General features: G+C 73.2%; 21 protein-coding genes and 1 riboswitch. Of the genes, 16 read left to right on the top strand and 5 right to left on the bottom strand.

The genetic code is table 11. From position 1 onward, the window contains the following. Positions 1–175: 175 nt before the first annotated feature. The 4 genes from PV682_RS13300 to PV682_RS13285 all read left to right on the top strand — a co-directional run bounded on the left by PV682_RS13300 (position 176) and on the right by PV682_RS13285 (position 4,424). Positions 176–1,153 (top strand): alpha/beta hydrolase, encoded by a 978-nt coding sequence (locus PV682_RS13300; protein WP_319729019.1) that lies wholly within the window; start codon positions 176–178, stop codon positions 1,151–1,153. Between the two features lie 42 nt (positions 1,154–1,195). Then, positions 1,196–2,515: a helix-turn-helix domain-containing protein gene (locus tag PV682_RS13295; protein WP_319729017.1), complete on the top strand. Its 1,320-nt coding sequence runs from the start codon at positions 1,196–1,198 to the stop codon at positions 2,513–2,515. Between the two features lie 62 nt (positions 2,516–2,577). Next, the gene (locus PV682_RS13290) at positions 2,578–3,789 is read left to right on the top strand and encodes a sensor histidine kinase (protein ID WP_319729014.1); all 1,212 of its coding nucleotides are present in this window, start codon (positions 2,578–2,580) and stop codon (positions 3,787–3,789) included. Next, on the top strand, positions 3,786–4,424 hold the full coding sequence (locus PV682_RS13285) for a response regulator transcription factor (protein WP_319729012.1): 639 nt from the start codon (positions 3,786–3,788) through the stop codon (positions 4,422–4,424). Before PV682_RS13290 ends, PV682_RS13285 begins: the two co-directional genes overlap by 4 nt. Positions 4,425–4,461: 37 nt before the next feature. On the opposite strand, the gene PV682_RS13280 is transcribed toward PV682_RS13285, so the two are convergent. After that, complete coding sequence (locus PV682_RS13280; RefSeq protein ID WP_319729011.1) at positions 4,462–5,925, bottom strand: MFS transporter; 1,464 nt, start codon at positions 5,923–5,925, stop codon at positions 4,462–4,464. A gap of 108 nt (positions 5,926–6,033) precedes the next feature. On the opposite strand from PV682_RS13280, the gene PV682_RS13275 reads away from it, so the two are divergent. After that, positions 6,034–6,495 (top strand): MarR family winged helix-turn-helix transcriptional regulator, encoded by a 462-nt coding sequence (locus PV682_RS13275; RefSeq protein WP_319729010.1) that lies wholly within the window; start codon positions 6,034–6,036, stop codon positions 6,493–6,495. A 179-nt stretch (positions 6,496–6,674) separates the two neighbouring features. On the opposite strand, the gene PV682_RS13270 is transcribed toward PV682_RS13275, so the two are convergent. Continuing rightward, positions 6,675–8,450: an FAD-binding dehydrogenase gene (locus tag PV682_RS13270; protein WP_319729008.1), complete on the bottom strand. Its 1,776-nt coding sequence runs from the start codon at positions 8,448–8,450 to the stop codon at positions 6,675–6,677. A 261-nt stretch (positions 8,451–8,711) separates the two neighbouring features. Between PV682_RS13270 and PV682_RS13265 the strand changes: the two genes are divergently transcribed. Beyond that, positions 8,712–10,037 carry a helix-turn-helix domain-containing protein gene (locus PV682_RS13265; RefSeq protein ID WP_319729006.1) on the top strand — a complete coding sequence of 442 codons (1,326 nt, stop codon included), beginning with the start codon at positions 8,712–8,714 and terminating at the stop codon, positions 10,035–10,037. A 1-nt stretch (position 10,038) separates the two neighbouring features. Here PV682_RS13265 and PV682_RS13260 read toward each other — a convergent pair whose 3' ends face one another. Beyond that, a complete protein-coding gene (locus tag PV682_RS13260; protein ID WP_319729003.1) occupies positions 10,039–11,244 on the bottom strand; it encodes a HEAT repeat domain-containing protein in 1,206 nt (401 codons plus the stop codon). 55 nt (positions 11,245–11,299) lie between these two features. Here PV682_RS13260 and PV682_RS13255 point away from each other — a divergent pair, with 55 nt between their 5' ends. The 7 genes from PV682_RS13255 to PV682_RS13225 all read left to right on the top strand — a co-directional run bounded on the left by PV682_RS13255 (position 11,300) and on the right by PV682_RS13225 (position 18,341). Beyond that, a complete protein-coding gene (locus PV682_RS13255; protein WP_319729001.1) occupies positions 11,300–11,806 on the top strand; it encodes a GNAT family N-acetyltransferase in 507 nt (168 codons plus the stop codon). A 35-nt stretch (positions 11,807–11,841) separates the two neighbouring features. Next, on the top strand, positions 11,842–12,393 hold the full coding sequence (locus PV682_RS13250) for a GNAT family N-acetyltransferase (RefSeq protein WP_319728999.1): 552 nt from the start codon (positions 11,842–11,844) through the stop codon (positions 12,391–12,393). A 123-nt stretch (positions 12,394–12,516) separates the two neighbouring features. Next, a riboswitch (cobalamin riboswitch) is annotated at positions 12,517–12,638 on the top strand. A gap of 89 nt (positions 12,639–12,727) precedes the next feature. Further along, the gene (locus PV682_RS13245; RefSeq protein ID WP_319728996.1) at positions 12,728–13,747 is read left to right on the top strand and encodes an ABC transporter substrate-binding protein; all 1,020 of its coding nucleotides are present in this window, start codon (positions 12,728–12,730) and stop codon (positions 13,745–13,747) included. An 11-nt stretch (positions 13,748–13,758) separates the two neighbouring features. Next, a complete protein-coding gene (locus PV682_RS13240; protein WP_319728994.1) occupies positions 13,759–14,769 on the top strand; it encodes a FecCD family ABC transporter permease in 1,011 nt (336 codons plus the stop codon). Continuing rightward, on the top strand, positions 14,766–15,566 hold the full coding sequence (locus tag PV682_RS13235) for an ABC transporter ATP-binding protein (RefSeq protein WP_319728991.1): 801 nt from the start codon (positions 14,766–14,768) through the stop codon (positions 15,564–15,566). The genes PV682_RS13240 and PV682_RS13235 overlap by 4 nt, the downstream gene beginning before the upstream one ends. Positions 15,567–15,727: 161 nt before the next feature. Further along, positions 15,728–16,699 (top strand): ACP S-malonyltransferase, encoded by a 972-nt coding sequence (locus tag PV682_RS13230; RefSeq protein WP_319728989.1) that lies wholly within the window; start codon positions 15,728–15,730, stop codon positions 16,697–16,699. After that, on the top strand, positions 16,689–18,341 hold the full coding sequence (locus tag PV682_RS13225; RefSeq protein WP_319728986.1) for an acyl-CoA dehydrogenase family protein: 1,653 nt from the start codon (positions 16,689–16,691) through the stop codon (positions 18,339–18,341). Before PV682_RS13230 ends, PV682_RS13225 begins: the two co-directional genes overlap by 11 nt. Here the strand turns inward: PV682_RS13225 and PV682_RS13220 are convergent. Beyond that, positions 18,245–19,615: a class I adenylate-forming enzyme family protein gene (locus tag PV682_RS13220; protein ID WP_319728985.1), complete on the bottom strand. Its 1,371-nt coding sequence runs from the start codon at positions 19,613–19,615 to the stop codon at positions 18,245–18,247. The two genes, PV682_RS13225 and PV682_RS13220, sit on opposite strands and share 97 nt — an antisense overlap. 378 nt (positions 19,616–19,993) lie before the next feature. On the opposite strand from PV682_RS13220, the gene PV682_RS13215 reads away from it, so the two are divergent. Then, entirely contained in the window at positions 19,994–21,022 is a 1,029-nt protein-coding gene (locus PV682_RS13215; protein ID WP_319728983.1) for a 3-oxoacyl-ACP synthase III family protein, read from the top strand. A 92-nt stretch (positions 21,023–21,114) separates the two neighbouring features. Beyond that, positions 21,115–22,251, top strand: a complete 1,137-nt coding sequence (locus tag PV682_RS13210) for a hypothetical protein (protein WP_319728982.1) — start codon at positions 21,115–21,117, stop codon at positions 22,249–22,251. Here the strand turns inward: PV682_RS13210 and PV682_RS13205 are convergent. Next, the gene (locus PV682_RS13205) at positions 22,248–24,446 is read right to left on the bottom strand and encodes an MMPL family transporter (protein WP_319728980.1); all 2,199 of its coding nucleotides are present in this window, start codon (positions 24,444–24,446) and stop codon (positions 22,248–22,250) included. The two genes, PV682_RS13210 and PV682_RS13205, sit on opposite strands and share 4 nt — an antisense overlap. 121 nt (positions 24,447–24,567) lie before the next feature. Between PV682_RS13205 and PV682_RS13200 the strand changes: the two genes are divergently transcribed. Next, positions 24,568–24,891 carry an antibiotic biosynthesis monooxygenase family protein gene (locus tag PV682_RS13200; protein WP_075736808.1) on the top strand — a complete coding sequence of 108 codons (324 nt, stop codon included), beginning with the start codon at positions 24,568–24,570 and terminating at the stop codon, positions 24,889–24,891. Positions 24,892–24,974 lie beyond the last annotated feature (83 nt).

Here is a 24,974-nt window from a genome sequence, read left to right as displayed (position 1 = left end):
ACGGCCGGATTCTTTCCACTGCGATCCGGTGAACGAAGCGTCACGGAACGCGACCTGCCCAGCTCAGACGGCTCCACCCGCCGGTCGGCGGGCAGCATCCGCCGTACGGCGGCGGGCCGGAGAGGTTCCCGTGGCCGGAACATGGCTCCAGTCCACCCACTGAGCAGGAGTAGCCATGACGACGATGTCACCGCCGCCCTTCGACCCCGAGCTGTCCGCCGCGCTGGAGATGATCAAGGACGTCGTCGGGCCCAGCATCACGATCGAGGACGTGCGGGCGCTGCGGCGGGGGGAGCGGCCCGCGCTCCTGGTCCCGGCCGACCTCACCCTCGGCGGCGCGTTCACCGTCGAGGACCGGGTGGTGCCCGGCCCCGAGGGCGCCCCCTCGATCTCCCTGCTGATCTGTACGCCGACGACTCCCCCGCCGGCCCGGCCCCGCGCGGTGATCTACCACACCCACGGCGGCGGCATGGTCCTCGGCGACAACCGCACGGGCGTGGACGGGGTCCTGGAGTGGGCGCGGGAACTGGACCTGGTCGTGGTGTCGGTGGAGTACCGGCTGGCCCCCGAACACCCCCACCCGGCGCCGGTCGAGGACGTCTACGCCGGGTTCCTGTGGACGGTGTCCCACGCGGACGAGCTGTCCGTGGACCCCGAGCGCGTGGTGATCGCCGGCGCGAGCGCGGGCGGCGGGCTCACCGCGGCCCTCGCGCTCCTCCTGCGCGACCGCGAGGGCCCCCGCCCCCTCGGCCAGCTCCTGATGTGCCCGATGCTGGACGACCGCAACGACACGCCGTCCGCGTACCAGATGGCGGGCCGGGGAGTCTGGGACCGGACGTCCAACGACACCGGCTGGACGGCCCTGCTGGGCCCCGACCGAGGCACCGCCGGCGTCTCCCCCTACGCCGCCCCCGCCCGCGCCACCGACCTCTCCGGCCTCCCCCCGGCCTTCATCGACGTCGGCTCCGCCGAGACCTTCCGCGACGAGGACGTCGCCTACGCCACCCGCATCTGGCAGTCCGGCGGCACGGCCGAACTCCACGTCTGGCCGGGCGGGTTCCACGGCTTCGACGGAATGGCGCCCCAGGCCGCGCTGTCGCAGGCGGCCAAGGGGGCACAGGTGGCCTGGCTGCGGAGGCTGCTCGCGGAGTAGCACGGGGCCGGTCCCCCCCAAAGGGTGGCGCATGATGGGCGTATGAAAGAGCTGGCCGGGCGGTTGAGCGCGGTGGATCCCGTGGCGGGGGCCGCTGTGGGGGTGATCGCGTACTTCGACCGGCTGGCCGAGGCCCGGGCCGGGGTGGAGGCGTTGGTGCGGGGGGCCGCCGTGCTGGCGGGCGTGCCGGTGCGGTTGGTGGACGAGGAGCGGCGGGTCCGGGTCCGGGTCGAAGCGGACGGCGTCCGCCGGGACGACGACACACCCCCCGACCCGACCTGGCCCAGCGCACCGCTCACCCCGGGCGGCCGTCCCGCCCTGTGGCTGGAACGCACGGCGGACTCACCCGGCGCCGACGCGAACGCCCTGCCTGGCGCGGACGCGAACGACGCACCCGGCACGGGCCCGAACGGCTCGCCCGGCACGGGTGCGACCAGCCCGCCCGGCGCAGGCGCTACCAGCCCGCCCGGCGCAGGCGCTACCAGCTCACCCGGCGCGGATGCGACCAGCCCGCCCGACACCGGCGCCACCAGCCCGCCCGGCGCGGGTGCGGCCAGCCCGCCCGGCGCTGTCACGACCCGCTCGCCCGGCACCCCGGCGGCAGCCACGCCCAGTGTCGTCGACGCCGTCATCCTGGAGCGCGCGGCGGGTGTCGTGAGCCGGGTCCTGGACCGTACGCGGGGCCGCGCCCCCTCCGACGACCCGGCGCTCGTGGAGACGCTCCTCGATGCCGGTGCCTCCGAGCAGGCCCGCCTGCACGCGGCGCGCGGGCTGGGTCTTGCCCCGGACGCGCGGGCCCGTGTGGTCGCCCCGTCGGGCGGGCCGCCGTACGTGGTCCCGGTGCCGCCGGGCCAGGAGACTCGCACCGACCTCGCGCCCCGGGCCGGTGCGGGCCCCGCGGCCTCCCGGGCCGGCGTGGGTCCCGTCCTTCCCCTTCTCTCCCTCCCCGGCTCCTGGGCCGCCGCTCGTGTCGCTCTGCGGTTCACCGCCGAGGGCACCGCGGGGGACCCGGGGCAGCGGGTCGTGTACGCCGATGATCTCGGCGGTATCGCGCTGCTCGCGGAGACGGTCGTGCCGGGTGGCGAACCGCCGCCGGACGTGCGGGCGTTGGAGCGTGCGGCGGTCGAGGCGCCGTGGATGTTGGCGACGCTGCACGCGGTCGCGTCCACCCAGAGCCTGCGCGCGGCGGCAGCCGAACTCACCGTCCACCACTCGACGTTGCAGGACAGGCTGGTGCACGCGGAACAGTCCCTGGGCTGGCCGGTCCGCACCCCGCAGGGCCGCTTCCGGCTCCAGCTGGCGCTGACGATGCGGAGGTTGGCGCGGCCCGCGCCCAGCTGTCAAACCGACAGCCAAAACTGACAGGGCCCCTACAGCCGCCCGCTAGACTCGGCGCCCCTCCTCCACCGGATCAAGGGGTCCCCGTGTCCGACCGCCGTCCCCCCGCCCCCCGCCGGTCCCTGGACCACCTCGCGCACGGCGCGTTCGCGCTCGTCGTCGTCGCGGGCCTGGTCCGGGCCGCGGCGGACAGGGACCCGCTGTGCCGCGACATCGTGGTGCTCAGCACGCTGCTGGCGCTGGTGTACGGGGTCGGCCTGGCGGCCGGCGACCGGTGGGGCACGGCGGCGCGGCGCACCTGGGTGGCCGCGCTGGTCGCGCTGTGGACGGCGCTCGTGCTGCGCGCCCCGGTGACGCTGACCGACGCGTACGTGTGGGCGGCGGTTCCGCTGGCCTGCGCGGCGCTGCGGGTGCTGGACCGGCGGGCGGCGAGCCTCGCCGTGGGCGTGGTCACCGTCTCCCTGGTCGGTCAACTGGTGCGCGGCAACGGCGGTTTCACGCCGGAGATGCTGGTACCGGTGGCGGCGGTGTGGGGGACGGCCGCGCTGTACGGCACGTTGCGGCGGGAGGCGGACCGACGGCGGCGGCTGGTCGAGGAGTTGCGTGCCACGCGCGAGGAACTGGCCCGGCAGCAGCGCCGCGCGGGGGTGCTGACCGAGCGGGAGCGCATCGCGCGGGACCTGCACGACACGCTGGCCCAGGAACTCGCGGGCGGCGTCATGCTGTTGCAGGCGGCCGAGCGGGACTGGGCGGAGCGTCCGGACGTCGCGCTGACCCGGGTCCGGGCGGCGGCGGACGGTCTGCACGCGAACCTCGCGGAGACCCGCCGCATCATCAGCGACCTCACGCCGTCGGCGGTCGCGGAGGCCGGACTCGCGGGCGCGCTCAGGCTGTTGTGCGAGCGCGCGGAGACGGAGGGCGCGGCGGCGCGGGTCCGGTTCCGGTCGACGGGCGCCGCGTGCCCGGCACTCGGCGGGCAGGGCGCCGCGACCCTGTTCCGGGTCGCGCAGGGCGCGCTGGCGAACATCCGTGAGCACGCCCGCGCGGTGAACGTCCACGTCACGCTCCACCAACGGCCGGACGGCGCGGAGCTGGAGATCCGGGACGACGGGCTGGGGTTCGCGGAACGTCCCGGCCGCACCGGCCCGTCCCGGGGGTTCGGCCTGCCGGCCGCCCGTGCGCGGCTGCGGGAGTGCGGGGGTGTCCTGGACGTGCGCAGCGCGCCGGGGCACGGGACGCGGGTGCGCGCGTCGATTCCCGTGCCGGCCGGGAAGGTTCTCGACGAGGTGGCCGGGTGACCGCGCTGCGTCTGCTGCTCGCCGACGACCACACCGTCGTCCGGGCGGGTCTGCGTGCCCTGCTGGAGGGTGAGGCCGATCTCGTCGTCGCCGGGGAGGCGGAGAGCGGCGAGGAAGCGGTACGCCTCGCCGCCGAGCTGGCGCCGGACGTGGCGCTGATGGACCTGCGGTTCGCGGGGGCCGCCGGGATCGACGGGGTGGAGGCCGTACGCCGGTTGCGGGCTGCGGCTCCCGGGGTGGCCGTGGTGATGCTGACGAGCTACTCCGGACGCGCCGACGTCGTACGGGCGTTGGAGGCGGGGGCCCGGGGGTACGTCCTGAAGGCCGGGCCGCCGCAGGAGCTGTTCCGCGCGGTGCGCGGCGCCGCCGCCGGGGCGCTGGGGCTCGCGCCGGAGCTGGTGGGGGCGCTCGTCGGGGAAGAGCCCGACCGGGAGCGGGAGTTGACGGCACGTGAGATCGGCGTCGTACGGCTGCTGGCGGAGGGGTGCGGGAACCGGGGGATCGCGCAGGCGCTGTTCCTGAGCGAGGCGACGGTGAAGACGCATCTGGTGCGGATCTACCGGAAGCTGGGGGTCGACAACCGGGCGGCGGCGGTGTCGGAGGCGGTACGGCGGGGGGTGCTGGACCTGACGTGAGAGGTCTCCGAGCGCGCCCCGCCGTCCGTGGCGTGGGTCAGACGCGGGCCTCTTCCGGTTCCTCCGTCGCGTCCGTCTTCTCCGTGCCGTCCGCGAGCGGCCTGGCCGCCGGGATGGCCGCCGCGATGCCGGCCGAGACGAGGGCGAGGGCGCCGCCGACCAGCAGGGCCGTACGGAAGCCGGCCTCGGAGGCGAAGGTGTGGCCGCCGAGCGTCGTCGTCATCTGGGAGAGGATCACGCCGATGACGGCCGAGCCGATCGAGGTGCCCAGCGCGCGCATCAGGGTGTTGAAGCCGTTCGCGGCGGCCGTCTCCGACGCCGGGACGCTGCTCATGATGAGCGCGGGCATCGCGCCGTAGGCGAGGCCGACGCCGCTGCTGGTGATGATCGTGACGGCCATCAGGCCCGCCGCCGAGCCCATCAGCGCGAGCGAGACGCCGTACCCGGCCGCGAGGACGAGCGCGCCGCAGACCAGCGTGAACTTGGGGCCGCGGGCGTTGGTGAGCTTTCCGCCGAGCGGCGAGACCAGCATCATCGTGACGCCGCCGGGCGCCATCCACAGACCGGCGGCCAGCATCGACTGGCCGAGGCCGTAGCCGGTCTCCTTCGGGAACTGGAGGAGCTGCGGCAGGACCAGCATCGACGCGTACATGCCGAAGCCGATGAAGACGGACGCGGCGTTGGTGAGCAGGACGCGCGGGCGGGCCGTCGTCCGCAGGTCGACCAGCGGGTCCTTCGTACGGGTCTCCCACCAGCCCCACGCGCCCAGCGCGACGACCGCCACGGCGAACAGGCCGAGCACCGAGCCCGAACCCCAGCCCCAGTCGCCGCCCTTGGAGACGGCGAGCAGCAGCGCGACGAGGCCGACGCCGAGGCCGATCGCGCCGGGCGCGTCGAAGCGCTGGCCCTTCGCGCCGGCCGGGACGTCCGGGATCAGGAACCAGATCAGTACGGCCACGGCCGCCGCCAGCGTCGCCGAGCCCCAGAACAGGACGCGCCAGCTCGCGTACTCCGCGACCGCGGCGGCGATCGGCAGTCCGATCGCGCCGCCGATCCCCATCGACGCGCTGACCAGGGCTATCGAGCCGCTCAGCTTCTCCGTCGGCACGACGTCCCGCAGGAGCGCGATGCCGAGGGGGACCATGCCCATGCCCATGCCCTGGAGGCCCCGGCCGACGATCATCATGACCACGTCGGAGGCCAGGGCGCACACCACCGAGCCGACGACCAGCGGGATCGAGCAGGCCAGCAGCATGGGTCGCTTCCCGACCAGGTCGCCGAGCCTCCCCACGACCGGCACGCACACCGCCGAGACCAGCAGGGTGACCGTGATCACCCACGCCGCGTTCGACGACGTCGTGTCCAGGATCTTCGGCAGCTCCGCGATCAGGGGGGTGACCAGCGTCTGCATGATCGCCGCGGTCGTGCCGGCGAAGGCCAGCGTGGCGACCACGGCGCCCGGGCGGGGCGTGGGCTGGGTCGTGGGCTGGGGGGCGTCCATTCAGGACTCCGCTTTCTCTCAGGGGTGTCAGGGGTGAAGGATGTGCATCGTACATGTCGTATGTATCAAGCATGTGATCTGTCCTTTGCCGTGTGCCAGGATTGATCCATGGAGACGCCCACTCATCAGGTCGAGTACGAGCAGATGCTGCTCAGCCGCCACTCGTTCATGAGCAAGCGGGGTGGGCGGCGGACCGACGGGGTGATGGAACGCAGCGCGTACATCATGCTGAGCCGGATCCGGATGCAGGGGCCCATGTCGATCGGGGAGTTGAGCGAGGCATTCGCCTTGGACGCGTCGACGTTGAACCGGCAGACCGCTGCGGCGTCCCGTGCGGGGCTGTTGGAGCGGATCCCTGATCCGGCCGGGGGGATGGCCCGGAAGTTCCGGCTCACGGAGGAGGGTGAGCGGCTACTGGAGCAGGAACGCACGGGGATCGTCGAGGTGCTGGACCGGGTGATGGGGGACTGGTCCGATGAGGACATCGCCGCGTTCGCGGGGTATTTGAGGCGGTTCAACAACGGGATCGAGGCGATTGGGGGGAGACCGTGGCCGAGGGAGGGGCAGTAGTTCGGCTGCGGGTGCGCTGTGGCTGGTCGCGCAGTTCCCCGCGCCCCTGAAAAGACGCCGCAAGCGCCTGTCTTTTCAGAACACAGCACCGCGCCCCTGAACGGTCGGCGGCAAAGCCGCCACCGTTCAGGGGCGCGGGGAACTGCGCGACCAGCCACGACGCTCCCGCAGTCGGCCTCCTAGATCGCCGCCGCTGCCGCCCTCCCCGCCTGGCGGCCCGAGAACAGGCAGCCCCCGAGGAACGTCCCCTCCAGCGACCGGTATCCGTGGACGCCGCCTCCGCCGAAGCCCGCCACCTCGCCCGCCGCGTACAGACCCGGAATCGGGTTGCCCGCGGCGTTCAGCACCCTCCCCGAGAGGTCCGTCTGCAAGCCGCCCAGTGTCTTGCGCGTCAGGATGTTCAGGTGGACCGCGATCAAGGGGCCCGCCGAGGAGTCCAGGATCTTGTGGGCCGAGGCGGTGCGGCTCAGGGTGTCACCGGGGTAGGCCAGCGCATTGCGGATCCCCATCACCTGGACGTCCTTCGTGTACGGATTGTCGATCTCCCGGTCACGCGCCTCGATCTGGCGCTTCAGGTCGGCGAGGTCGATCAGGTTCTCACCGGTCAGCTTGTTCATCCCGGCGACAAGTTCGGACAGCGTCGACGCGACCACGAAGTCCGCGCCCTTCTCCTTGAACCTCTCGATCGGCTCGGGTGACTGCCAGATACGGGAGAGGAGTTTCCAGACGTCCTTGTTCGTGAGGTCGGGGTTCTGCTCCGAGCCCGAGAGGGCGAACTCCTTCGCGAGGATCTTCTGGGTCGTGACGAACCACGAGTAGTCGTACCCGGAGTCGGTGATCGACTTGAGCGTGTGGAGCGTGTCGTACCCGGGAATGTCGGGCGTGTCGAAGCGCCGGCCCTTCGCGTCGAACCACATCGAGGACGGCCCGGGGAGAATGCGGATGCCGTGGCCGGGCCAGATGGGCGCGTAGTTGCGGAGCCCTTCCGTGTAGTGCCACATACGGTCGGGGTTGACGATGCGCCCGCCCGCCTTCTGGGTGATCCCGAGCATGCGGCCGTCGACGTGCGCGGGCACCCCCGTGATCATCGACTTCGGCGGATTCCCCATCCGCGCGGGCCAGTTGGCCCGTACGAGGTCGTGGTTCGCGCCGATGCCACCGGACGTGACGACGACAACAGGCGCGCGCAGCTCGAAGTCACCGACGACGGTGCGCGAACTGGCCGTCCCCCGGGCCGCGTCGGAGGGCTCCAGGAGAGCGCCCCGCACCCCGGTGACCGTACCGTTCGTGACGATCAGCTCGTCGACCCGGTGCCGGAACCTGAACGTGACCTTGCCCGAGGCCACCCCCGCGCGAACCTTCTTCTCGAAGGGTTCGACGACGGCGGGCCCGGTCCCCCACGTGACGTGGAAGCGGGGTACGGAGTTCCCGTGCCCGGTGGCGAGCCCGCCTCCGCGCTCGGCCCAGCCGACGATCGGGAACCACTGGACGCCGAGCCCGGCGAGCCAGGACCGCTTCTCGCCGGACGCGAAGTCCACGTACGCCTCGGCCCACTGGTACGCCCAGTGGTCCTGCCCGGCCGGGTCGGTGACGTCCCGGTCGAAGCCGGCCGTACCGAGCCAGTCCTGCCACGCGAGGTCACGGCTGTCCTTGATGCCCATCAGCCGCTGCTCGGCGGAGTCGACGAAGAACAGCCCGCCGAACGACCAGAACGCCTGCCCGCCGAGGCTCGCCTCGGGCTCCTGGTCGAGGAGCAGCACCTTCCGTCCGGCGGCGACGAGTTCGGACGTGGCGACGAGGCCGGCGAGACCGTGCCCGACGACGATCGCGTCCGCGTCCTGCGCCTCGGCGGCGAACGACGGCGCGGCGAGGGACTGCGCGAGGGCGGCACCGGCGACGACACCGCCGGCCACGGTCATCACGCGACGGCGGGACGGGTGCTCCACAGGCTCCATGTGCTTCCTTCCGGGTACGGCGCGCGACGGTGCGCGCCGTGCGGGGACGGGAGGGGTGCTGCGGGGTACGGCGGGTCGCCCTGGCCGTGTGACGTGTCGCCACGGGGAGTGCGGAGGGTGTTGCGTCCGGACCCACCCCTGTTACCTTCGGTAGCCCACAGGAAATCAGGTCGTCACCCTGATCCGGTAGTGGCCGGGCGGCAACAGGAACTCCCCTTCGTTGTGGCCCGGGCACAGCGTCCGGACGGACGAAGGGGGCCCATGAGCGTCCGCCACGGACCCGAACCGGTCGCCGGCATCCTGCGCGGCATGGCCGACGACACGGACGTATGCCGTGAACTCGTCACGGCGGCCCGCAGACGCTCCCCCGAACTGGCGCGCCTCACCGAGGAGGAGACCCGCTCGCACGCGATGGCGATGCTGCGGGCGGCGGGGGCGTGGTTCACGGCACTGGAACACCCGGACCCGCATACGGCACCCGACAACTCCGGCTCCCCCACCCCTTCAGGCTCCTCCGGCTCAGCCGCCTCCCCCGATTCCGCCAACTCCCCCAGCTCCTCAGCGCCCTTCAGCTCGCCCGGCCCTCTCGGCTCTTCCGACCTCTCCGACTCCCCCGATTCCCCCGACTCCCTCGACGAACAGGACTTCACCGCCGCCCTGTTGCTCGGTGCGGACCGCGCCGCCCAGGGTGTCCCGATGACCGTCGTCCTGCGGGGCGTCCAGGCGGCCCTCACCCGCGCGGCCGAGATCACGGTCGACCGCTGCCGCTCGGCGGGCATCCCGGACCGGGCCCAACTCGACGTCGTCCTCAGGCTCAAGGAGTACGGCGACGCGGTGGAACGCCAGGTCATCAACGGTTACCGGGCGGCCGAACGCGAGACCCCGCGCGGCACCGGCGCTGCCCGTACCCGCCTCCTCCGCCAGGTGTTGCTGGGCGGCGCGCTCCCCCCGCTCTCCGAACTGACCCGCGCGGGTATCCGCCCCGGCCCCGACGGCCTCCACCACTGCCTGGCCGCCGACAACACCACCCTCCCGGGCATCCCGGCGGCAACCGCCCTCCTGGACGGCCGGCTTGCCGCGCTCTCCCCCCTGCCCCCGACGCCGGACCAGCTCGAACCCGGCGCGCTGGTCGTCATGGCCCCGGCCGCCCCGCTGGCACACCTCCCCGAGCTGTACCGCCTGTGCGTCGACGCGGTCGACCTGCTCCGCCGCCAGAGCCGCCACGGCCTCCACGAACTGACCGACCTGGCCGCCGAGTTGGCCCTCTCCCAACAGCCCCTGCTGGGCGCGTACGTGACGACCCGCCGCCTCGGCGCCCTCGACCCCACCGACGACTTCCACCGCCAACTCGCCCTGACCGCCCTCACGTTCCTCGACCTGGGCCGCCGCCTCGACCAGACCGCCGCAGCACTCTTCACCCACCCCAACACCGTCCGCTACCGCCTGGCCCGACTCCAGCAGATCACCGACAGCTCCCTGGCCGGCGCCCCGGTCAGCCACACCGAAACCCTGCACTGGTGGTGGGCGTTGACAACCTGGCTGGGCGAGGAACGAACGGTGGACGCGTCGTACGAGGACGCGGGGTAGCTCAGCACCCCCACCGCCTCAGGGCGCTCCGCCGGTGGTCGTCCTCGAACCCCTCGCCGAGCGGTCCGACACGTTCGACGGCCTCAGCGATACGGGGGTCTCCGTGCCGCAGCAGACCATAGGCGGCCTCCAGCCGGACGATGACGTCATCGTCACCGAGCAGGCTCCACAGGGCGTCGATGACGGCCGGGCAGGTGTCCTCGATGGAGCCGAGTTGTTCGGCGGCCGTGCCGTGCATGTCCGTGTCCGGGCCCTCGGCGAGGAGGACCAGCGCCTCGGTCCGTGCCGCGAGGAGGCCGCTGTCCCCCGCGCTCGCCGCGCACGCGCAGGCGCGGACCAGTGCGTCCGGGTCGCGCATGAGCGCACGCAGGGCGGTCGCGGCCCCGGGGGTGAGAGGAGCGCCTCCGTAGTCGGCGAGGACGTCGGGGACCGCGCGGCGTACTCGGACGTCGGGGTGGTCGGCGTAACTCAGTGCCATGAGGCCGTGGTTGGGGTCCGTGTACTGGCCGAAAGCCTTCACCACCTCGGCGAGTATCCCGGGGTCCACCTCCTGCGCGGCCCACGTGGTCAGCAGGGCGAGCGTCTCCGGCACAGGGCCCCGGCCGCTGATCCCGCGTGACCACAAGTGGTGGGCCACGAACCGGCGATGGACCGGGTCCGGGTGGCGGTGGTGAGCCGCGAGAGCGGACCAGGTCTCCAGGCTGGGGCGGTTGCACAGGTGCCAGTCCACCGCCGTCCAGTCCACGTGACCCTCGTCCGCGACCGCCGCGGCACGGGCGACCAGTTCGTCCACCGGGGTCAGGATCAGGAAGGCCCGCTCCAGCAGCGTCAGCACCGCGCCGTGCCCGGCTCGTACGACGTGCTCGCCGAGGCGGATCTCCTCGACCCAGTCGTACTCGTCGTCCAGCACCCGCACCGACTCAGACGGCCCCGACTCCCCTGTCCTGCGCCGGAGTTCCTCCTCCGCGCCGGTCTCGTACCAGCGCCTGGCCGATGCGAGGAGGCGGGCTCGGTCGGGTTGGGGAAGGCGTAGGCAGGGGTCCTTGCCCAGGAGGGTGAGGACGAGGGACGGGGAGCCGCTGTCCACCGCGCGGGACAGGGGTGTGGTGCCGTCCGGGAGGAGTTCGTCCGGGTCGGCTCCATCGTCGTACATCAGTCTCTCGGCGGCGGTGTCGTCGTACGCGGCGATGGCCGTACACAGGTCCATGATCTGCGTTCCCCCTACGATCAGGGTCCGACGATAGGACAAGGGGAGCACACCGTTGGACAGGATTTCGGCGGAGCCGATCCGTACCGCGCGGCTGGGGCTGTTGCCGTTGCGGGTCGAGTATGCCGAGGAGATGGCGGGGGTGCTGGCCGATCCGGCGTTGTATGAGTTCATCGGCGGGGGGCCGGGGACGGTGGAGGAAGTGCGGGCGCGGTACGAGCGGTTGGCGGCGGGGGCTCCGGAGCCGGGGGTCTCGTGGCTGAACTGGGTGGTGCGGCTTGGGGAGGAGGGGTGTCTGGTGGGGACGGTTCAGGCGACGGTCGTGGACGCCGGGCCGCGTGCCGAGGTCGCGTGGGTCGTGGGAACGCCGTGGCAGGGGCGGGGGATCGCGGGTGAGGCAGCCCGGGGGTTGGTGGAGTGGCTCGGTGGCATGTCGGTGCGTACGGTCGTCGCGCATGTCCATCCCGAGCATGCGGCGTCCGCCGCCGTGGCGAGAGGGGCGGGGCTCGTGGCCACCGGGGAGTGGCACGAGGGCGAGATGCGGTGGGTGAGGAAAACGTGAAGCGCCTGTCGCCGCGCAGGAGTTACGTTGCCCCGATGACCTCCCTCACCACCGACCGCCTCCACCTCCGCCTCTTCACCCCGGACGATCTCGACGACCTGTACGCGTATCAGGGGCTGCCCGAGGTCGCCCGTCATCTGTACCGGCCGCCGCTCAGCAGGGAGCAGTGCGGGGAGAGCCTGGCACGCCGCGCCGAGGGGTCGCCCTGGGGCGAGGACGGTGACAGCCTGGTCCTGGCGGTGTGCCGGCGGGGCGAGCCCGGGGTCGTGGGGGAGATCGTCCTCAAGGCGGCGAGTGTGCGTGCCCGGCAGACCGAGATCGGCTGGGTCTTCAACCCCGCGCACAGCGGCCGGGGTTACGCGACGGAGGCGGCCCGCGCGGGAGCCGGCCTGGCCTTCGGCGAGTTGCGCACCCACCGCCTGTACGCCCGTATCGACGCCCTGAACACCGGTTCCGTACGGGTCGCCGAGCGGCTCGGCATGCGCCGCGAGGCCCACTTGGTGGAGAACGACCTCGACGGGGAGCGGTGGGGAAGCGAGTACGTGTACGCGATGCTGGCGCGGGAGTGGGAGAGCGGGCGGGGGTGAGAACCCGCGTCCCCGCCGGTCGGTCACTTCCCGGCCCCGCCCCACCCCCCTCCGCCCCTTCCCCGCGTGATAGCTTCCCAGGGCCAGTCGAACCCACGTGCGTCCGAGCGAACGCACGAGGTCAGGGAATCCGGTGGGACTCCGGAGCTGACGCGCAGCGGTGAGGGTGACGGGCGGGACAGCAGGCCACTGGACGGTTCGTCCGGGAAGGCGTCCCGGCTGGACGATCCCGAGTCCGAAGACCTGCTGGCGGCCTCCGGCCGGAGCCCCGGCGAGGGGGTGCGACCGTACGACCGGGCTTCGCGTACGAGCCCTCGACGCCGAAGGAAGCTCTGTGCGACTCGCACGTCCTGCCGTACTGGCTGCTGTGTCCGCTGTTCTCGTCGCGGGGTGCGGGTCTTCGTCCCCTGCGTCCCCCGAGGACGAGAGTTCAGGCGCCCTCACTCTCACGAACTGCGGCGAGAAAGTCTCCGTCGGCAGCCCCCCGAAGCGCGCGGTCTCCCTCAACCAGGGCACCACGGAGATCATGCTCTCCCTGGGCCTCGCGGACCGCATGGTGGGGACGGCGACCTGGACGGACCCGGTGTCCAAGGGCCTGGAGAAGGAGAACGCGAAGGTCGAGCGCCTCGCGGACAACGCGCCCTCGCTGGAGAGGGTCCTGGACGCGGAACCGGACTTCGTGGCGGCCTCGTTCGCGTCGACGCTGGGCAAGGGCGGCGTGGCCCCGAGGGAACAGTTCGAGAAGCTGGGCGTCCCGACGTACCTGTCCCCCTCGGACTGCGTCGGCAAGGACAACGGCGGGGACGGCGACGGCGCGCGCACGCAGCCGCTGTCGATCGACACGGTGTACGGCGAAGTCCTGGACCTGGCGAGGATCTTCGGCGTCGAGGAGCGCGGCGAGAAGCTGGTCGCTGACCTCAAGGAGCGCGTGCGGAAGGCGACTTCGGGTCTGAGGGCCCAGGACGTCACCCTGCTCTACTGGTTCGCGAACTCCCAGTCCCCCTACCTCGCGGGCTGTTGCGGAGCTCCCGGCGTCATCACCCGCGCGCTGGGCGCGAAGAACGTCTTCGACGACACCAAGGACGAATGGCCGCAGGTGAGTTGGGAGACGGTCGCGGACCGGGACCCGGCGGTCCTGGTGATCGGCGACCTCACGCGCAAGCAGCAGACGGCGGAGACGGCCGCGAAGAAGATCGCGTTCCTGGAGTCGAACCCGGTCACGAGGAACATGACGGCGGTGAGGAACAAGCGGTACGTCCTGCTGTCGGGCCAGGCCATGAACCCGACGATCCGTACGGTCGAGGGCATCGAGAAGGTCGCGGCGGCGCTGCGGACGTACGGCCTCTCCCGGTGACCCGCCGCCTCGTGACCCGCGGTCTCCTGTTCACCGCGGGCGGCCTGGCGCTGCTGGCCGCGTCGGTCGCGCTGGCGATCACGATCGGCCCGGCGGACATCGCGGTCGCGGACGTGTGGGCGTCGGTGGCGTCCCATCTCGGCTGGGGCCACACGGAGTTGAGCCCGCTGCGGGACGGCATCGTGTGGAACCTGCGCCTGCCGCGCACGCTCCTCGCGGCGGTGTGCGGCGCCGGGCTCGCGGTGTGCGGCGCGGTGATGCAGTCGCTGCTGCGCAACCCGCTCGCCGACCCCTTCGTCCTCGGCGTCTCCTCGGGCGCCTCGACGGGCGCGGTCGTCATCGTCGTGCTCGGCGCGGGCGGCGGCCTGGTGTCGGTGTCGGGCGGCGCGTTCATCGGGGCGGTGCTGGCGTTCGGCCTGGTGCTGCTGCTGAGCCACACGCTGGGCGGTACGACGGACCGGGTGGTCCTCGCGGGGGTCGCGGCGATGCAGCTCTTCTCGGCGCTGACGTCGTTCATCGTGATGACGGCGGCGGACGCGGAGACCACGAGGGGCGTCCTGTTCTGGCTGCTGGGCTCGCTGAGCGGCGCGGACTGGACGGACGTCGCCGTCGGTACGGCGGTCCTCGCGGCGGCGCTGCTGGTCTGCGTCGGCCAGGCGCGCACGCTGGACGCGTTCGCGTTCGGGCAGGACGCGGCGATGTCGCTGGGCGTCTCGGTGGCCCGTACCCGTCTGATCCTGCTCTGCACGACGGCCCTGCTGACGGCGGCCCTGGTCAGCTCGGCGGGTGCGATCGGCTTCGTCGGCCTGGTCCTCCCGCACGCGACGCGCGCCCTGACCGGCCCAGGACACACCCGCCTCCTCCCGGCGACGGCGCTGGCGGGCGCGGTGTTCCTGGTCTGGGTCGACACGCTGGCCCGCACGGTGCTGTCCCCGCAGGAGGTCCCGGTGGGGGTCGTGACATCCCTGATCGGGGTCCCGGCGTTCGTGGCGGTGCTGTACCGGACGAAGGGCGCACGATGACCGGCACGGCGACGGACAAGGCGACTGACGACGGCTTGCGCGCGGACCGCGTGACCCGCACGGCCGCCGGCACCCTGATCCTCGACGGCGTCACCCTCGCCCCCCGCCCCGGCCGGGTGACCGGCCTCCTCGGCCCGAACGGCTCCGGCAAGTCCACGCTCCTGCGCGTCCTCGCGGGTGTCCTCGCCCCCGACTCCGGCACGGTCACCCTGGACGGCCGCCCGCTCCCCGAGGTGGGCCGCAGGGGCATCGCCCGCCGGGTCGCCGTCGTCGAGCAACAGGCGGACACCCAGGTCGCGTTGACGGTCGTGGACGTCGTACGCCTCGGCCGTGTCCCGCACCGCCGCGCGTGGACGCCGGCCGCGCCGGGCGACGAGGACGCGGTGCGTACGGCGCTGGAGCGCACCGGCCTCACCGACAAGGCGGACCGCCCCTGGCACTCCCTGTCGGGCGGTGAGCGCCAGCGCGTGCACATCGCCCGCGCGCTCGCGCAGGACCCCAGCGAGCTCCTCCTCGACGAACCCACCAACCACCTGGACATCCGGCACCAGTTGGCGCTGCTGAACCTGATCACGGAGCTGAAGGTCACGACGGTCGTCGCCCTGCACGACCTCAACCTGGCGGCGATGTACTGCGACCGCCTCGCCGTCCTCAGGCAGGGCCGCGTGATCGCGGCCGGCACGCCCCGCGAGGTCCTGACGGAGTCGCTCGTGGCGGACGTGTACGGCGTGCGCGCCGCCGTCACCGACGAGGCGCCGGACGGCCGCCCGCACATCCGCTTCCTCGGCCCGGTGTGAGCGGGGCGCACGCGCCGCGGTCACCGCGAAGCCGCGCCGGACCCGGCGTGCGCGCCCGCGTCGCTCCCCTGTGCCGCCGCGCGCTCTGCCGCCGCCGGGCGGCGCTGTGCTGAGGTCTCTGACGAGAGACACACACTCGGCCGAGTCTGGGAGTCGCCGTGGTGAGCGATCGGATGGTGGTCCACGCCTTCGCCGGGCAGGGGGATTTCACGCTGGCGCCGCTGCTCAGAGCGCTGGACGCGCAGGACGTCGTGGAGGAGGCGCTGGAGGAGGTCGCGGCCGAAGGGGATCCGGTGGCCGGGGAGTTCGGGGTGGCGCCGGTCGTCTCGCGGCTGCTGAGCGGGGAGTTGAGGAGTTCGCGGGAGCTGGCGGACGGCCCCGTCGGGACGCCGCAGTACGCGCTGTTCGCCTGCTCGGTCGCCGTGCACCGGGCGCTGTGCCGTTCGGGGCTCGCCCCGGACCGGGTCGTCGGGATGAGCTTCGGCGACATCGCGGCCTGTGTCGCGGCGGGCGTCCTGGACGTCGCGGACGGCACCCGCATCGCCTGTCTGGTGGCCCGCGCCCTGACCGGCCACCCCGGCGGCATGCTCCTGGTCGAACCCCCGGTGACGGACGGCGACCCGGAGGCCGAGGCGCACCGTCTCCTCGCCGCCCTGAACCTGCCCGGCCTGGCGCTGGCCTGCGTGAACGACGACCGCCGCGTCATCCTCACCGGCCCGCCGGACGCGGTGACCCGCGCCGAGCAGCTCCTCCTGGGCCTCGCCCTGCCGGTCGTCCGCCTGCGGCTGCCGTTCCTGTGCCACCACCCCGAACTGGAGGACGACGCCCGGCGGTTCGTCGAGGCGATCCGGGACGTCCGGGTCGAGGTGGCCCGACTCCCGCTCTACTCGTCCCTGTTGGGCAGGGCGTACCGCCCGGACGACGACGTGCGCGAGGTCCTGTCGTACGGCCTGACGCGGCCCGCCCGGCTGCCGGGGGTGCTGCGGCAGTCGGTGGACGGCGGTCCGGCGCTGCTGCTGGAGGCCGGTACGGGGAGCGCACTGACGCGCAGCGCGCGGGAGTTGTTCGCGGAGGGGGACGTGGCGACGGTGGACGGGTTCGCGTGGGTCACGGGGGTGCCGCATGGCCGGTGAGCGTGACGTGGCGTCAGATCTGCTGCGGTGCGCGGCGGTTCTGGGTGACGCGGGGGAACTCCTGGGCGACATCGACCGGTTGGCCGAAGTGCAGGCCGAGGCGGCGGTCCGGCGGCCCGCGCTGTACATGGCGCTGGTCAACCACTACGTCCTGTGCCTCAACGCGGTCGTCAGCTTCGGCATGGACGACGCCTGTCTGGGGCCCTGCCGGGCGGCGCTGGAGGGGGGCGTGGCCAAGGGCGTGTTCCTGGTGACGGAGGTGGGGCGCGCGGGCAGTCACCTCGGGGCCCGGACGACCGCCGCATTCGACTTCACGACCCGGGAGTTCGTGCTGGACACGCCGGACGCGGACGCCCTCAAGTTCTCCAGCGTGACCCCCGAAGGCCCGCCGACGTACGGCGCGGTCGTCGCGCGGGCCGTGGTCGAGGGGGTGGACCGGGGGACGTTCGTGTTCCTCGTCGACCTCACCGACGGCGAGCGGGCCGCGCCGGGCGTGGAGATCTCGGGGCCGCTGACGGCGAGCGCGCTGCCGCTGGCGTACGGGCTGATCCGGTTCCGGAACTGCCGGGTGCCGTACGGGCGTTGGCTGTCGGACGGAGCGTGGATCGATTCGGACGGCCGGTTCACCGACCCCTCGGGCTCGCCCGGCGCGCGGCTGCGGCGGACCATGTCCGTCGGGCAGGCGCTGTGGGCGACGGTTCCCTCCGCGATGGCCGCGATGGCCCGGCGGGCGGCGCTGTCCGCGCTCCGGTTCGCGCAGCACCGTACGACTCCGTCGGGGGCGCCGCTGCTGGGGCATGTCACGCATCAGCGGGCCCTGTTGGGGGCGCTGGCGGGGGCGTACGCGTTGTCGTGTTCGGCGGACGCGGCGCTCCGGGCGTGGCGGCGGAAGGCGTCGGGTTCCGCCGCGCCGGAGGGCGCGCTCTCGCCGTGGGTCGCCGTGGACGCGTCGCTGGCGCTGCTGAAGGCCGTGTCGACCCAGGAGGCGGTACGGGTCGTCGAGGTGTGCCGGCGGCACTGCGGGCTGGCGGGGTTCCTCGACGTCAACCTGCTGGAGGGATATCTCGGGGCGGCGCAGGCGTTCACCGTCGCGGGCGGGGACAACGCGCTGATCTTTGTGGACACGGGGCGGGCGGGGGCCGGTGCGGGCGGCGAAGAGCCGGTGATTCCAGGGGAGTTCACCGACCCGGCGTGGTGGCCGAGCATGGCCCGCGCGCACGAACTCCGGCTCGCGGCGGACGCCGTACCCGGTGATCTGGTCCGCCTCAAGGAGCTGGGCGAGGCGGCGGGGGCGACGCTGATCGCCCGTGCGCTCACCGGTCATCCCCTCGGCGTTCTCCATGGGCTGCTGGAAGCCGACCGGGCGGCGGGCCGCCTCGTCGCGACCGGCGTCCTCACCCCGGAGGGCGTACGCGCGCTCCCGAAGGCGATCGACCGGCTCTGTGCGGAGTTGATGGCCCGACTGTCCGATCTGATCAGCGAGTTCGAGACACAGGATGGCACTCCCCCGCTCGGTGCCCCCGACTACGCGACCGCCCTGTGGGATCACTTCGCGAACTCGTTGGCGCGAGGCTCCCGCACCACCACGTCGCAGGGGAACTCCACCCGGAGCAGCACCTCTTTGAGCCGCCGGGTCACCTGATCGCGGATCGTCTGGCTGGCCTCCCGCGCGGTGACGTGCAGCCGGTACCGCTGCCTGCCGATCCCTCCACGGCCGGCGGCGGCCTGCACGATCTCGGTCCGTACGTGCAGCACCCCCGGCAGCGCGCCCACCAACTCCCGTACCCAGCGCAGCGATACGCGGTCCCCGTTGATGACGACGAAGTCGGCGATGCGCCCGCAGAAGAAGAGGTGCCCGCTCTCGTCGACCCGGAAGACGTCTCCCGTGGCGACGGTGTCGGCCGCGACCAGCCCCCGCCGCCCGGCGGCCCCGTGGCCCACGCGCCGGACCATCGCGCTCGGCGTCGTGACGAGGAGTTCGCCTCTGACGCCCTCGCCGCGCACGGCGACCTCGACGCCGGGCAGGGGGAGGCCGACGGAGGTGTAGCGCTCGGGGGGCGCGCGGTGCGCGGCGAGGGTGGAGACGCGCGGGCCCGCCTCGGTGAGGCCGTAGGTGAGGTACAGCTCGCCACCCCGGTGCCGGGCCAGGAGTTCCTTGACGTGGGTGGCCTCCAGGGAGTCGCCGCCGACGGTCAGGACGCGTAAGGAGGAGGGGAGTTCGTACGTGTCGTCGAGGAACGAGCGGACCAGGGACGGCGACAGGGAGGACACGGTCACGCCGTGCCGGCGCAGCCCCTCCCGGTAGGCGCCGGGCGCGAACGGGGGCCCGCTGAGCACGAGCCGCGCGCCGGTCGCGACCCCGGCGAGGGCCTGCGCGACCAGCGCGAAGGAGTAGTGCAGCGGCAGGTTGAGCCAGACGGTGTCGCTGCCGCGCAGCCCGATCGCGCCCGCGTGCCGGCGCGCGTTGCCGAAGAGCGCGGCGACCCGGTGCAGGCAGCCGCCGGCCGTCCCGGAGGTCGCTGAGGTCATGACGATCGCCTGGCCGGGTTCGTAGGCGCGCGGGTGGGCGGTGGCTATGCGGCGTACGACGAGGTCGGGGGCGGTCGTCGCGAGGGCGGCGGCGCCGAGCGCGTCGGCGATGATGCGGCGCCGGTGCTCGGGGCAGACGCGGGGCAGCAGGACGGGCACGAGGCCCGCGTAGTGGGCGGCGAGGAACGCGGTGAGCTGGGTGTGCGGGTCGGGGACGGCGATGAGGACCGGGCTGCCGGGCGGGAGCGCGGCGGCTGCGAACGCCTCCCGCACGTCCGCGAGCCGCCGCCGGCGCACCGGCTGCCCGGTGTCGGTGTCGACCCGGTCGGCGAGATAGTCGGCCACCTGGTCCTCGGGCGGGACGAGCGTGAGGATGCTCAACGTCAACTGCCTTTCGTGGTCGGCATGGTGAGACGCAGCAGTCGTACGTACGCGGGGACGCGTCCGCCGGGAAACGCCAGGGGCCGCCCGACGGGCAGGAGATGGGGGGATGAGGGAGATCGTTCCCAAGTCAAACCAGCTGCCCGCCCCCTGTAAAGGACGCATGGTCGGCATTGCGGCGCGCGTGGACGCCCGTGCGACCCCGGCCCGCGTCGGGCGCCCCGGTGGGTGCGCCCCCGGCTCGCGGCGGGAGCGGCGTGAGCCGTACTGCTTCGCGTGTGCCTCGCACGCCGCCGGGGTGCTGTGCGAGAACGAGGGGGCGGCGCCGGGCGGGCCGCCCCACCGGCTCCCCGGCGCCTCCTCCCCTCTTCGGAAGGCTGAGTGATGAACGCACCCATAGGCATCATCGGCACCGGCTCCTACCTCCCCGCCCGCCGCCGCACGAACGCCGAGGTCGCCGAGCTGGCCGGAGTCTCGGCGGAGTGGATCGCCGGCAGAACCGGCGTCCTCGCCCGCCACGCCGCCGCCCCCGACGAGGCCGCCTCCGATCTGGGCGCGGCGGCCCTCAAGTCCGCGCTCGCGGCGGCCGACCTGGAGGCCGAGCGGCTCGACCTGATCGTCGTCGCCACCTCCACGCCGGACGAGCTGGGCCCCGCGACGGCCTGCCGGGTCCAGGCCCTGACCGGGGCCCGGCACGCCGTCGCGCTGGACGTCACGGCGGCCTGCTCGGGCTGGCTGTTCGGCGCCCGGGTGGCCCGCGACTGGCTGACCGGCGACCGTTCGGCACGGTACGCGGCGGTCGTCGGTGTGGAGGCGTACTCCAAGTTCGTCGATCCCACCGACCGCGCCACCGCCTCCCTGTTCGGGGACGGCGCGGCGGCGACGCTCCTGGGTCCGGTCGCCGAGGGCCAGGGTTTCGGGGCGTTCACGCTCGGCTCGGACGGCCGGTACGCCGACCACGCGATGATCGCGGCGGGCGGCAGCCGGCTCCCCTCGCCCCTGGCAGCCCAGCGGATCACCATGAACGGCAGGGGAGTTCGCGACTTCATCCTCGACGTGTTCCCCCGGATGCTCGCGCACGCGCTCGGCCAGGGCCGGGTCACCCTGGACGACGTGGCCCTTGTCGTCACCCATCAGCCGAACCCGGTCCTGCTCCAACAGGCGGCCCGCGAGATGGGGGTGACGGATCGTCAACTCGTGGTGGTGGGGCACGAGGTGGGCAACATCGGCGCGGCGAACATCCCTTACGCGCTGGCGAAGGCGGCGTCCGAGGGGCGGCTGCACGCGGGCGACCTCGTCGTCATCATCGCGTTCGGCGGCGGGGTGACCTGGGGGACGACGCTGCTGCGCTGGACGGGAGCCTCGGCCGTACGGGTCGCGCCGAGCGTCCCGGCCCGGCTCCAACTGCGCTGACTTTACGAACCCTTGACGTACACCCGCGCACTGGCCACACTCCGGGGAAAGCGCTTTCCACCCGCACTTCTCCCACCCCACAGGAGACGACCATGCGCAGACTCGGTGTCGCCGTGTCGACCCTCGCCCTCCTCACGAGCGGCCTCCTCCTCACGCACTCCCCCACGGCGTCGGCGGCGGCCTGCGGCGAGGGTTCGTACCAGGCGGAGGCCGTCCTGAGCGGCTCCACCTGGACGGCCCGGCGCGGCAGTTCGGTCAGCTACACCGGCACGGACATGCGGGCCGCGATGCAGGCCGCCGTCAACAGCCTGACGGCGAACCGGACGTCGAAGGAACGCGTCGTCGTCCGGGGGTCGGGGAACATCGCCGCGAACTCCCGCGTCTCCCTGCCCAGTTACACCGTCCTCGACGTGTGCGGCACGATCAACGTGACCGGCGGCGGCTCGGGCGACCAGGCGCCGGTGTACTCGCGCGGCACCCGCGACATCGAGGTGCAGCACCTCACCCTGACGGGCTCCCCGCTGTACGGGATCTTCCTGCGCAACGTGCAGAACGTGGTCCTCGGCCAGCTCGACATGCGCCTGTCGGCCGGGCTCGGCGTCCGCATCGACAACCGGGGCAACACCGCCGAGTGGACCCGCAACGTGCGGATCGACAACGTCTTCGTGTCCGGCGCGTCCAGCCACGCCGTCGAGACGTACGGCGTGGACGGGCTGACCGTCGGCACGGTCACCGCGCGCAACGTAGGCGAGTCCGGGCTGCTGCTCAACCAGACGGTCAACGCGAACGTCACGAAGGTCGACGCGGACGGCGCGGGCACCGGGACCGGGTACGCGGCGTTCCGGATGGCCAACCGCAACGGGCGGATCGGCAGCTCCTACCCGACGAACATCCGGGTCGGCGAGGTCGTCGCGCGCGGGGGCGGGCGCGGGGTGTTCTGCGTGTCGGAGAGCGGGGGCGCGGTCATCGACCGGATCAGCCTGACGAACACCGGCAACAACGCCGTCCTCATCGAGAACTGCTACAACGTCAGTCTCGCGGCGCAGAGCGGGACGGTCTCCGGGGGCGGCGAGATCCGCCTCGCCGCCCGGTCGGAGTTCCCGAACAACGCCGACATCGTCGTACAGAACCTGACGGTGACGAACTCGCGGATCACCGAGAACCCGTGCGGGACGAACACGACGTTCCGTAACAACCGGCTGGTGAACAGTACGCAGAACATCTGTTAGCCGGGTTGTCCGGTCCCCGCCTGCGGGGTCGGCGCGGGGTGGGCGCGGCTGAGGGCCTCGCCCTCCACGTCGAGGTGCGGCAGGAGGCGGTCGAGCCACTTCGGGAGCCAGGCGACCTTGTCGCCGAGGAGGGCGAGGACGCCGGGGACGAAGGCCATGCGGACGACGAACGCGTCGAAGAGGACGGCGACGGCGAGCCCGAAGCCGATCATCTTGATCATGGACTCGTCGGCGGTGACGAACCCGGCGAACACCGAGATCATGATGAGCGCGGCGGCGGCCACGACCCGGGCGCTGTAGCGGAAGCCGGTGGTGATGGACTCGCCGGCGCCCTGGCCGTGGACGTACGCCTCGCGGATGCGGGAGACGAGGAACACCTCGTAGTCCATGGCCAGGCCGAAGACGATGCCGACGAGGAAGATAGGCATCATGCTCATGATCGGGCCGGTGGACTCGACGCCGAGGAGCGAGGCGCCCCACCCCCACTGGAAGACGGCGACGACGCAGCCGAGCGCGGCGAGGACCGAGAGCAGGAAGCCCACCGCCGCCTTCAGCGGGATGAAGACCGACCGGAAGACCATCAGCAGCAGGACGACGGCGAGCCCGACCACGACGACCAGGTACGGGATCAGGGCGCGCTGGACCTTCTGGGCGACGTCGATGTTGAGCGCGGTCGTGCCGGTGACCTCAAAGGTCGCCCCGGTCCCGGCGACCGTCCGCGTGCGGTGGTCGCGGATGGTGTGGACGAGGTCCTCGGTCTTCCTGTCGGTCGGCGACCAGGCGGAGACGGCGGAGAAGACGGCCGTGTCACCGGCCTGGTCGAAGCGGGGTTCGGTGACCGAGACGACGCCCTTCGTCCCCTTGACCCGGTTCTCGATCGTCGTGACGGCCGCCTTCGCGTCGCCCGCCTTCCTCGCGTCGACGACGATCGTCAGGGGGCCGTTGAAGCCGGGGCCGAAGCCCCTCGCGAGGTCGTCGTAGGCGCGGCGTTCGCTCGTCGCGGTCGACTTGACCTCGTCGCCGGGCATGCCGAGCTGGAGGCTCAGCACGGGGATCGCCAGCACGATCAGGCTGCACATCGCGGTGAACCGGACCGGGAAGGGGTGGCGCTGCACGAACTCCGCCCACCGGCTGCCCCGGTTGCCGAACACGCCCTGCACGCGCCGCCCGGTGAGCCGGTAGCGCCGCGAGAGCACGGCGCGCGGCCAGAACCCGATCAGCGCCGGGGTCATCGTCAGGCAGACCAGGACCGCGAGGACGACCGCGCCCGCCGCGCACAGGCCCATCTTCGTGAGCATCGGGATGCCGACGACGGACAGGCCGGCCAGGGCGATGACGACGGTGAGGCCCGCGAAGACGACGGCGGAACCGGCGGTGCCGACGGCGAGGCCCGCCGCGTCCTGTTCGGTGTGGCCGTTGGCGCGTTCCTCCCGGTAGCGGGAGAGGACGAACAGGGCGTAGTCGATGCCGCAGGCCAGGCCCAGCATCGAGGCCAGTGTGCTGCTCGTCGAGGTGAGGCCGAGGGGGTCGGCCAGGGTGGTGATCGCGGTCATGCTGACCCCGACGCCGAGTACGGCCGTGAGCAGCGGGAGACCGGCGGCGGCCAGCGAGCCGAAGGTGACCAGGAGGACGACGGCGGCGACGACGATGCCGATGACCTCGCCGGCGCCGCCCGGGCCCGGGGAGTCCGCGAGCGCCGTGCCGCCGGTCTCGACGGTCAGGCCCGCGTCCCGCGCGCCCTGCGCCGCGCCGCGCAGGGTGTCCTTCGCGGCGTCCGTGAGGTCGGCGGCGGCGACCGCGTAGGTGACCGTCGCGTACGCCGTCGAGCCGTCCTCGCTGACGGCTCCCGCCGTGAAGGGGCCCACCGCCGAGGCGACCTGCTGTCCGGCCGCCGCCCGGGTGACGGCCTGGTCGATCGCCGCCCTGTTCCTCGCCGACGTGACCTTCTCGCCCTTCGGGGCCACGAAGACGACGCGTGCGGTCGCGCCGTTCGCCTGGGCGCCGGGGAACCTCTCGTCCATCAGGTCGAAGGCGCGCTGCGCCTCGATGCCGGGGGCGGAGAACGCGGTGTCCGGGGCCTCGGGCGCCTGCGCGGACGCCGCGCCGAGGCCCACCAGCACCAGGAACCAGAGGCCCGCCACGTACCAGCGCCGTCGGAACGCGAGTCTGCCCAGGCGGTAGAGCGACGAGGCCATGCGGAACGCTCCTCACGTGCGGCCCCCGGGCTCACAGTGTCGGGCAGCCCCCCGCGCCCCGCACGTCGTGATCCGGGGGTCGGTGTGCCGGTGCGCCGCACGTGACAGGCAGGATGGGCCCATGAGCGTAGTCAAGATCAACGTACTGACGGTCCCCGCGGAGCAGCGCGAGACCCTGGAGAAGCGCTTCGCGGGCCGCGCGCACGCCGTGGAGAACTCCGACGGCTTCGAGTGGTTCGAACTCCTGCGCCCGCTGGAGGGCACGGAGGAGTACCTCGTCTACACCCGCTGGCGCGACGAGGAGTCCTTCCAGGCGTGGATGGAGGGCCCGATGAAGCAGGCCCACCAGGGCGGGGCGGGCGGCGAACGCCCGAAGCCGGCGTCGTCGGCGTCGACCCTGTGGTCCTTCGAGGTGGTCCAGCAGGCGGGGCCGAAGGGCGAGTGACTCCGGGGCCGGGGGTGCTTGCGGGCGCCTCCGGCTCAAGGATGGTGGCGGGAGTTCGCGGGCGCCGTACGCGGGGTGACGGG

The sequence above is a fragment of the Streptomyces niveiscabiei genome (assembly GCF_033794345.1).
GTDB classification, from domain to species: Bacteria; Actinomycetota; Actinomycetes; order Streptomycetales; family Streptomycetaceae; genus Streptomyces; species Streptomyces niveiscabiei.
Note: the sequence above shows the minus strand (reverse complement) of the source record. Positions and strands in the feature narration are given on the sequence as shown.

What these genes read in the sequence shown, in the direction of transcription:
- PV682_RS13280 (WP_319729011.1), bottom strand. Translation starts at nt 5,925, where the DNA reads ATGGACGCCCCCCAGCCCACGACCCAGCCCACGCCCCGCCCGGGCGCC.
- PV682_RS13215 (WP_319728983.1), top strand. Translation starts at nt 19,994, where the DNA reads ATGAACGCACCCATAGGCATCATCGGCACCGGCTCCTACCTCCCCGCC.
- PV682_RS13265 (WP_319729006.1), top strand. Translation starts at nt 8,712, where the DNA reads ATGAGCGTCCGCCACGGACCCGAACCGGTCGCCGGCATCCTGCGCGGC.
- PV682_RS13275 (WP_319729010.1), top strand. Translation starts at nt 6,034, where the DNA reads ATGGAGACGCCCACTCATCAGGTCGAGTACGAGCAGATGCTGCTCAGC.
- PV682_RS13260 (WP_319729003.1), bottom strand. Translation starts at nt 11,244, where the DNA reads ATGGACCTGTGTACGGCCATCGCCGCGTACGACGACACCGCCGCCGAG.
- PV682_RS13205 (WP_319728980.1), bottom strand. Translation starts at nt 24,446, where the DNA reads ATGGCCTCGTCGCTCTACCGCCTGGGCAGACTCGCGTTCCGACGGCGC.
- PV682_RS13270 (WP_319729008.1), bottom strand. Translation starts at nt 8,450, where the DNA reads ATGGAGCCTGTGGAGCACCCGTCCCGCCGTCGCGTGATGACCGTGGCC.
- PV682_RS13295 (WP_319729017.1), top strand. Translation starts at nt 1,196, where the DNA reads ATGAAAGAGCTGGCCGGGCGGTTGAGCGCGGTGGATCCCGTGGCGGGG.
- PV682_RS13300 (WP_319729019.1), top strand. Translation starts at nt 176, where the DNA reads ATGACGACGATGTCACCGCCGCCCTTCGACCCCGAGCTGTCCGCCGCG.
- PV682_RS13225 (WP_319728986.1), top strand. Translation starts at nt 16,689, where the DNA reads ATGGCCGGTGAGCGTGACGTGGCGTCAGATCTGCTGCGGTGCGCGGCG.
- PV682_RS13200 (WP_075736808.1), top strand. Translation starts at nt 24,568, where the DNA reads ATGAGCGTAGTCAAGATCAACGTACTGACGGTCCCCGCGGAGCAGCGC.
- PV682_RS13235 (WP_319728991.1), top strand. Translation starts at nt 14,766, where the DNA reads ATGACCGGCACGGCGACGGACAAGGCGACTGACGACGGCTTGCGCGCG.
- PV682_RS13210 (WP_319728982.1), top strand. Translation starts at nt 21,115, where the DNA reads ATGCGCAGACTCGGTGTCGCCGTGTCGACCCTCGCCCTCCTCACGAGC.
- PV682_RS13250 (WP_319728999.1), top strand. Translation starts at nt 11,842, where the DNA reads ATGACCTCCCTCACCACCGACCGCCTCCACCTCCGCCTCTTCACCCCG.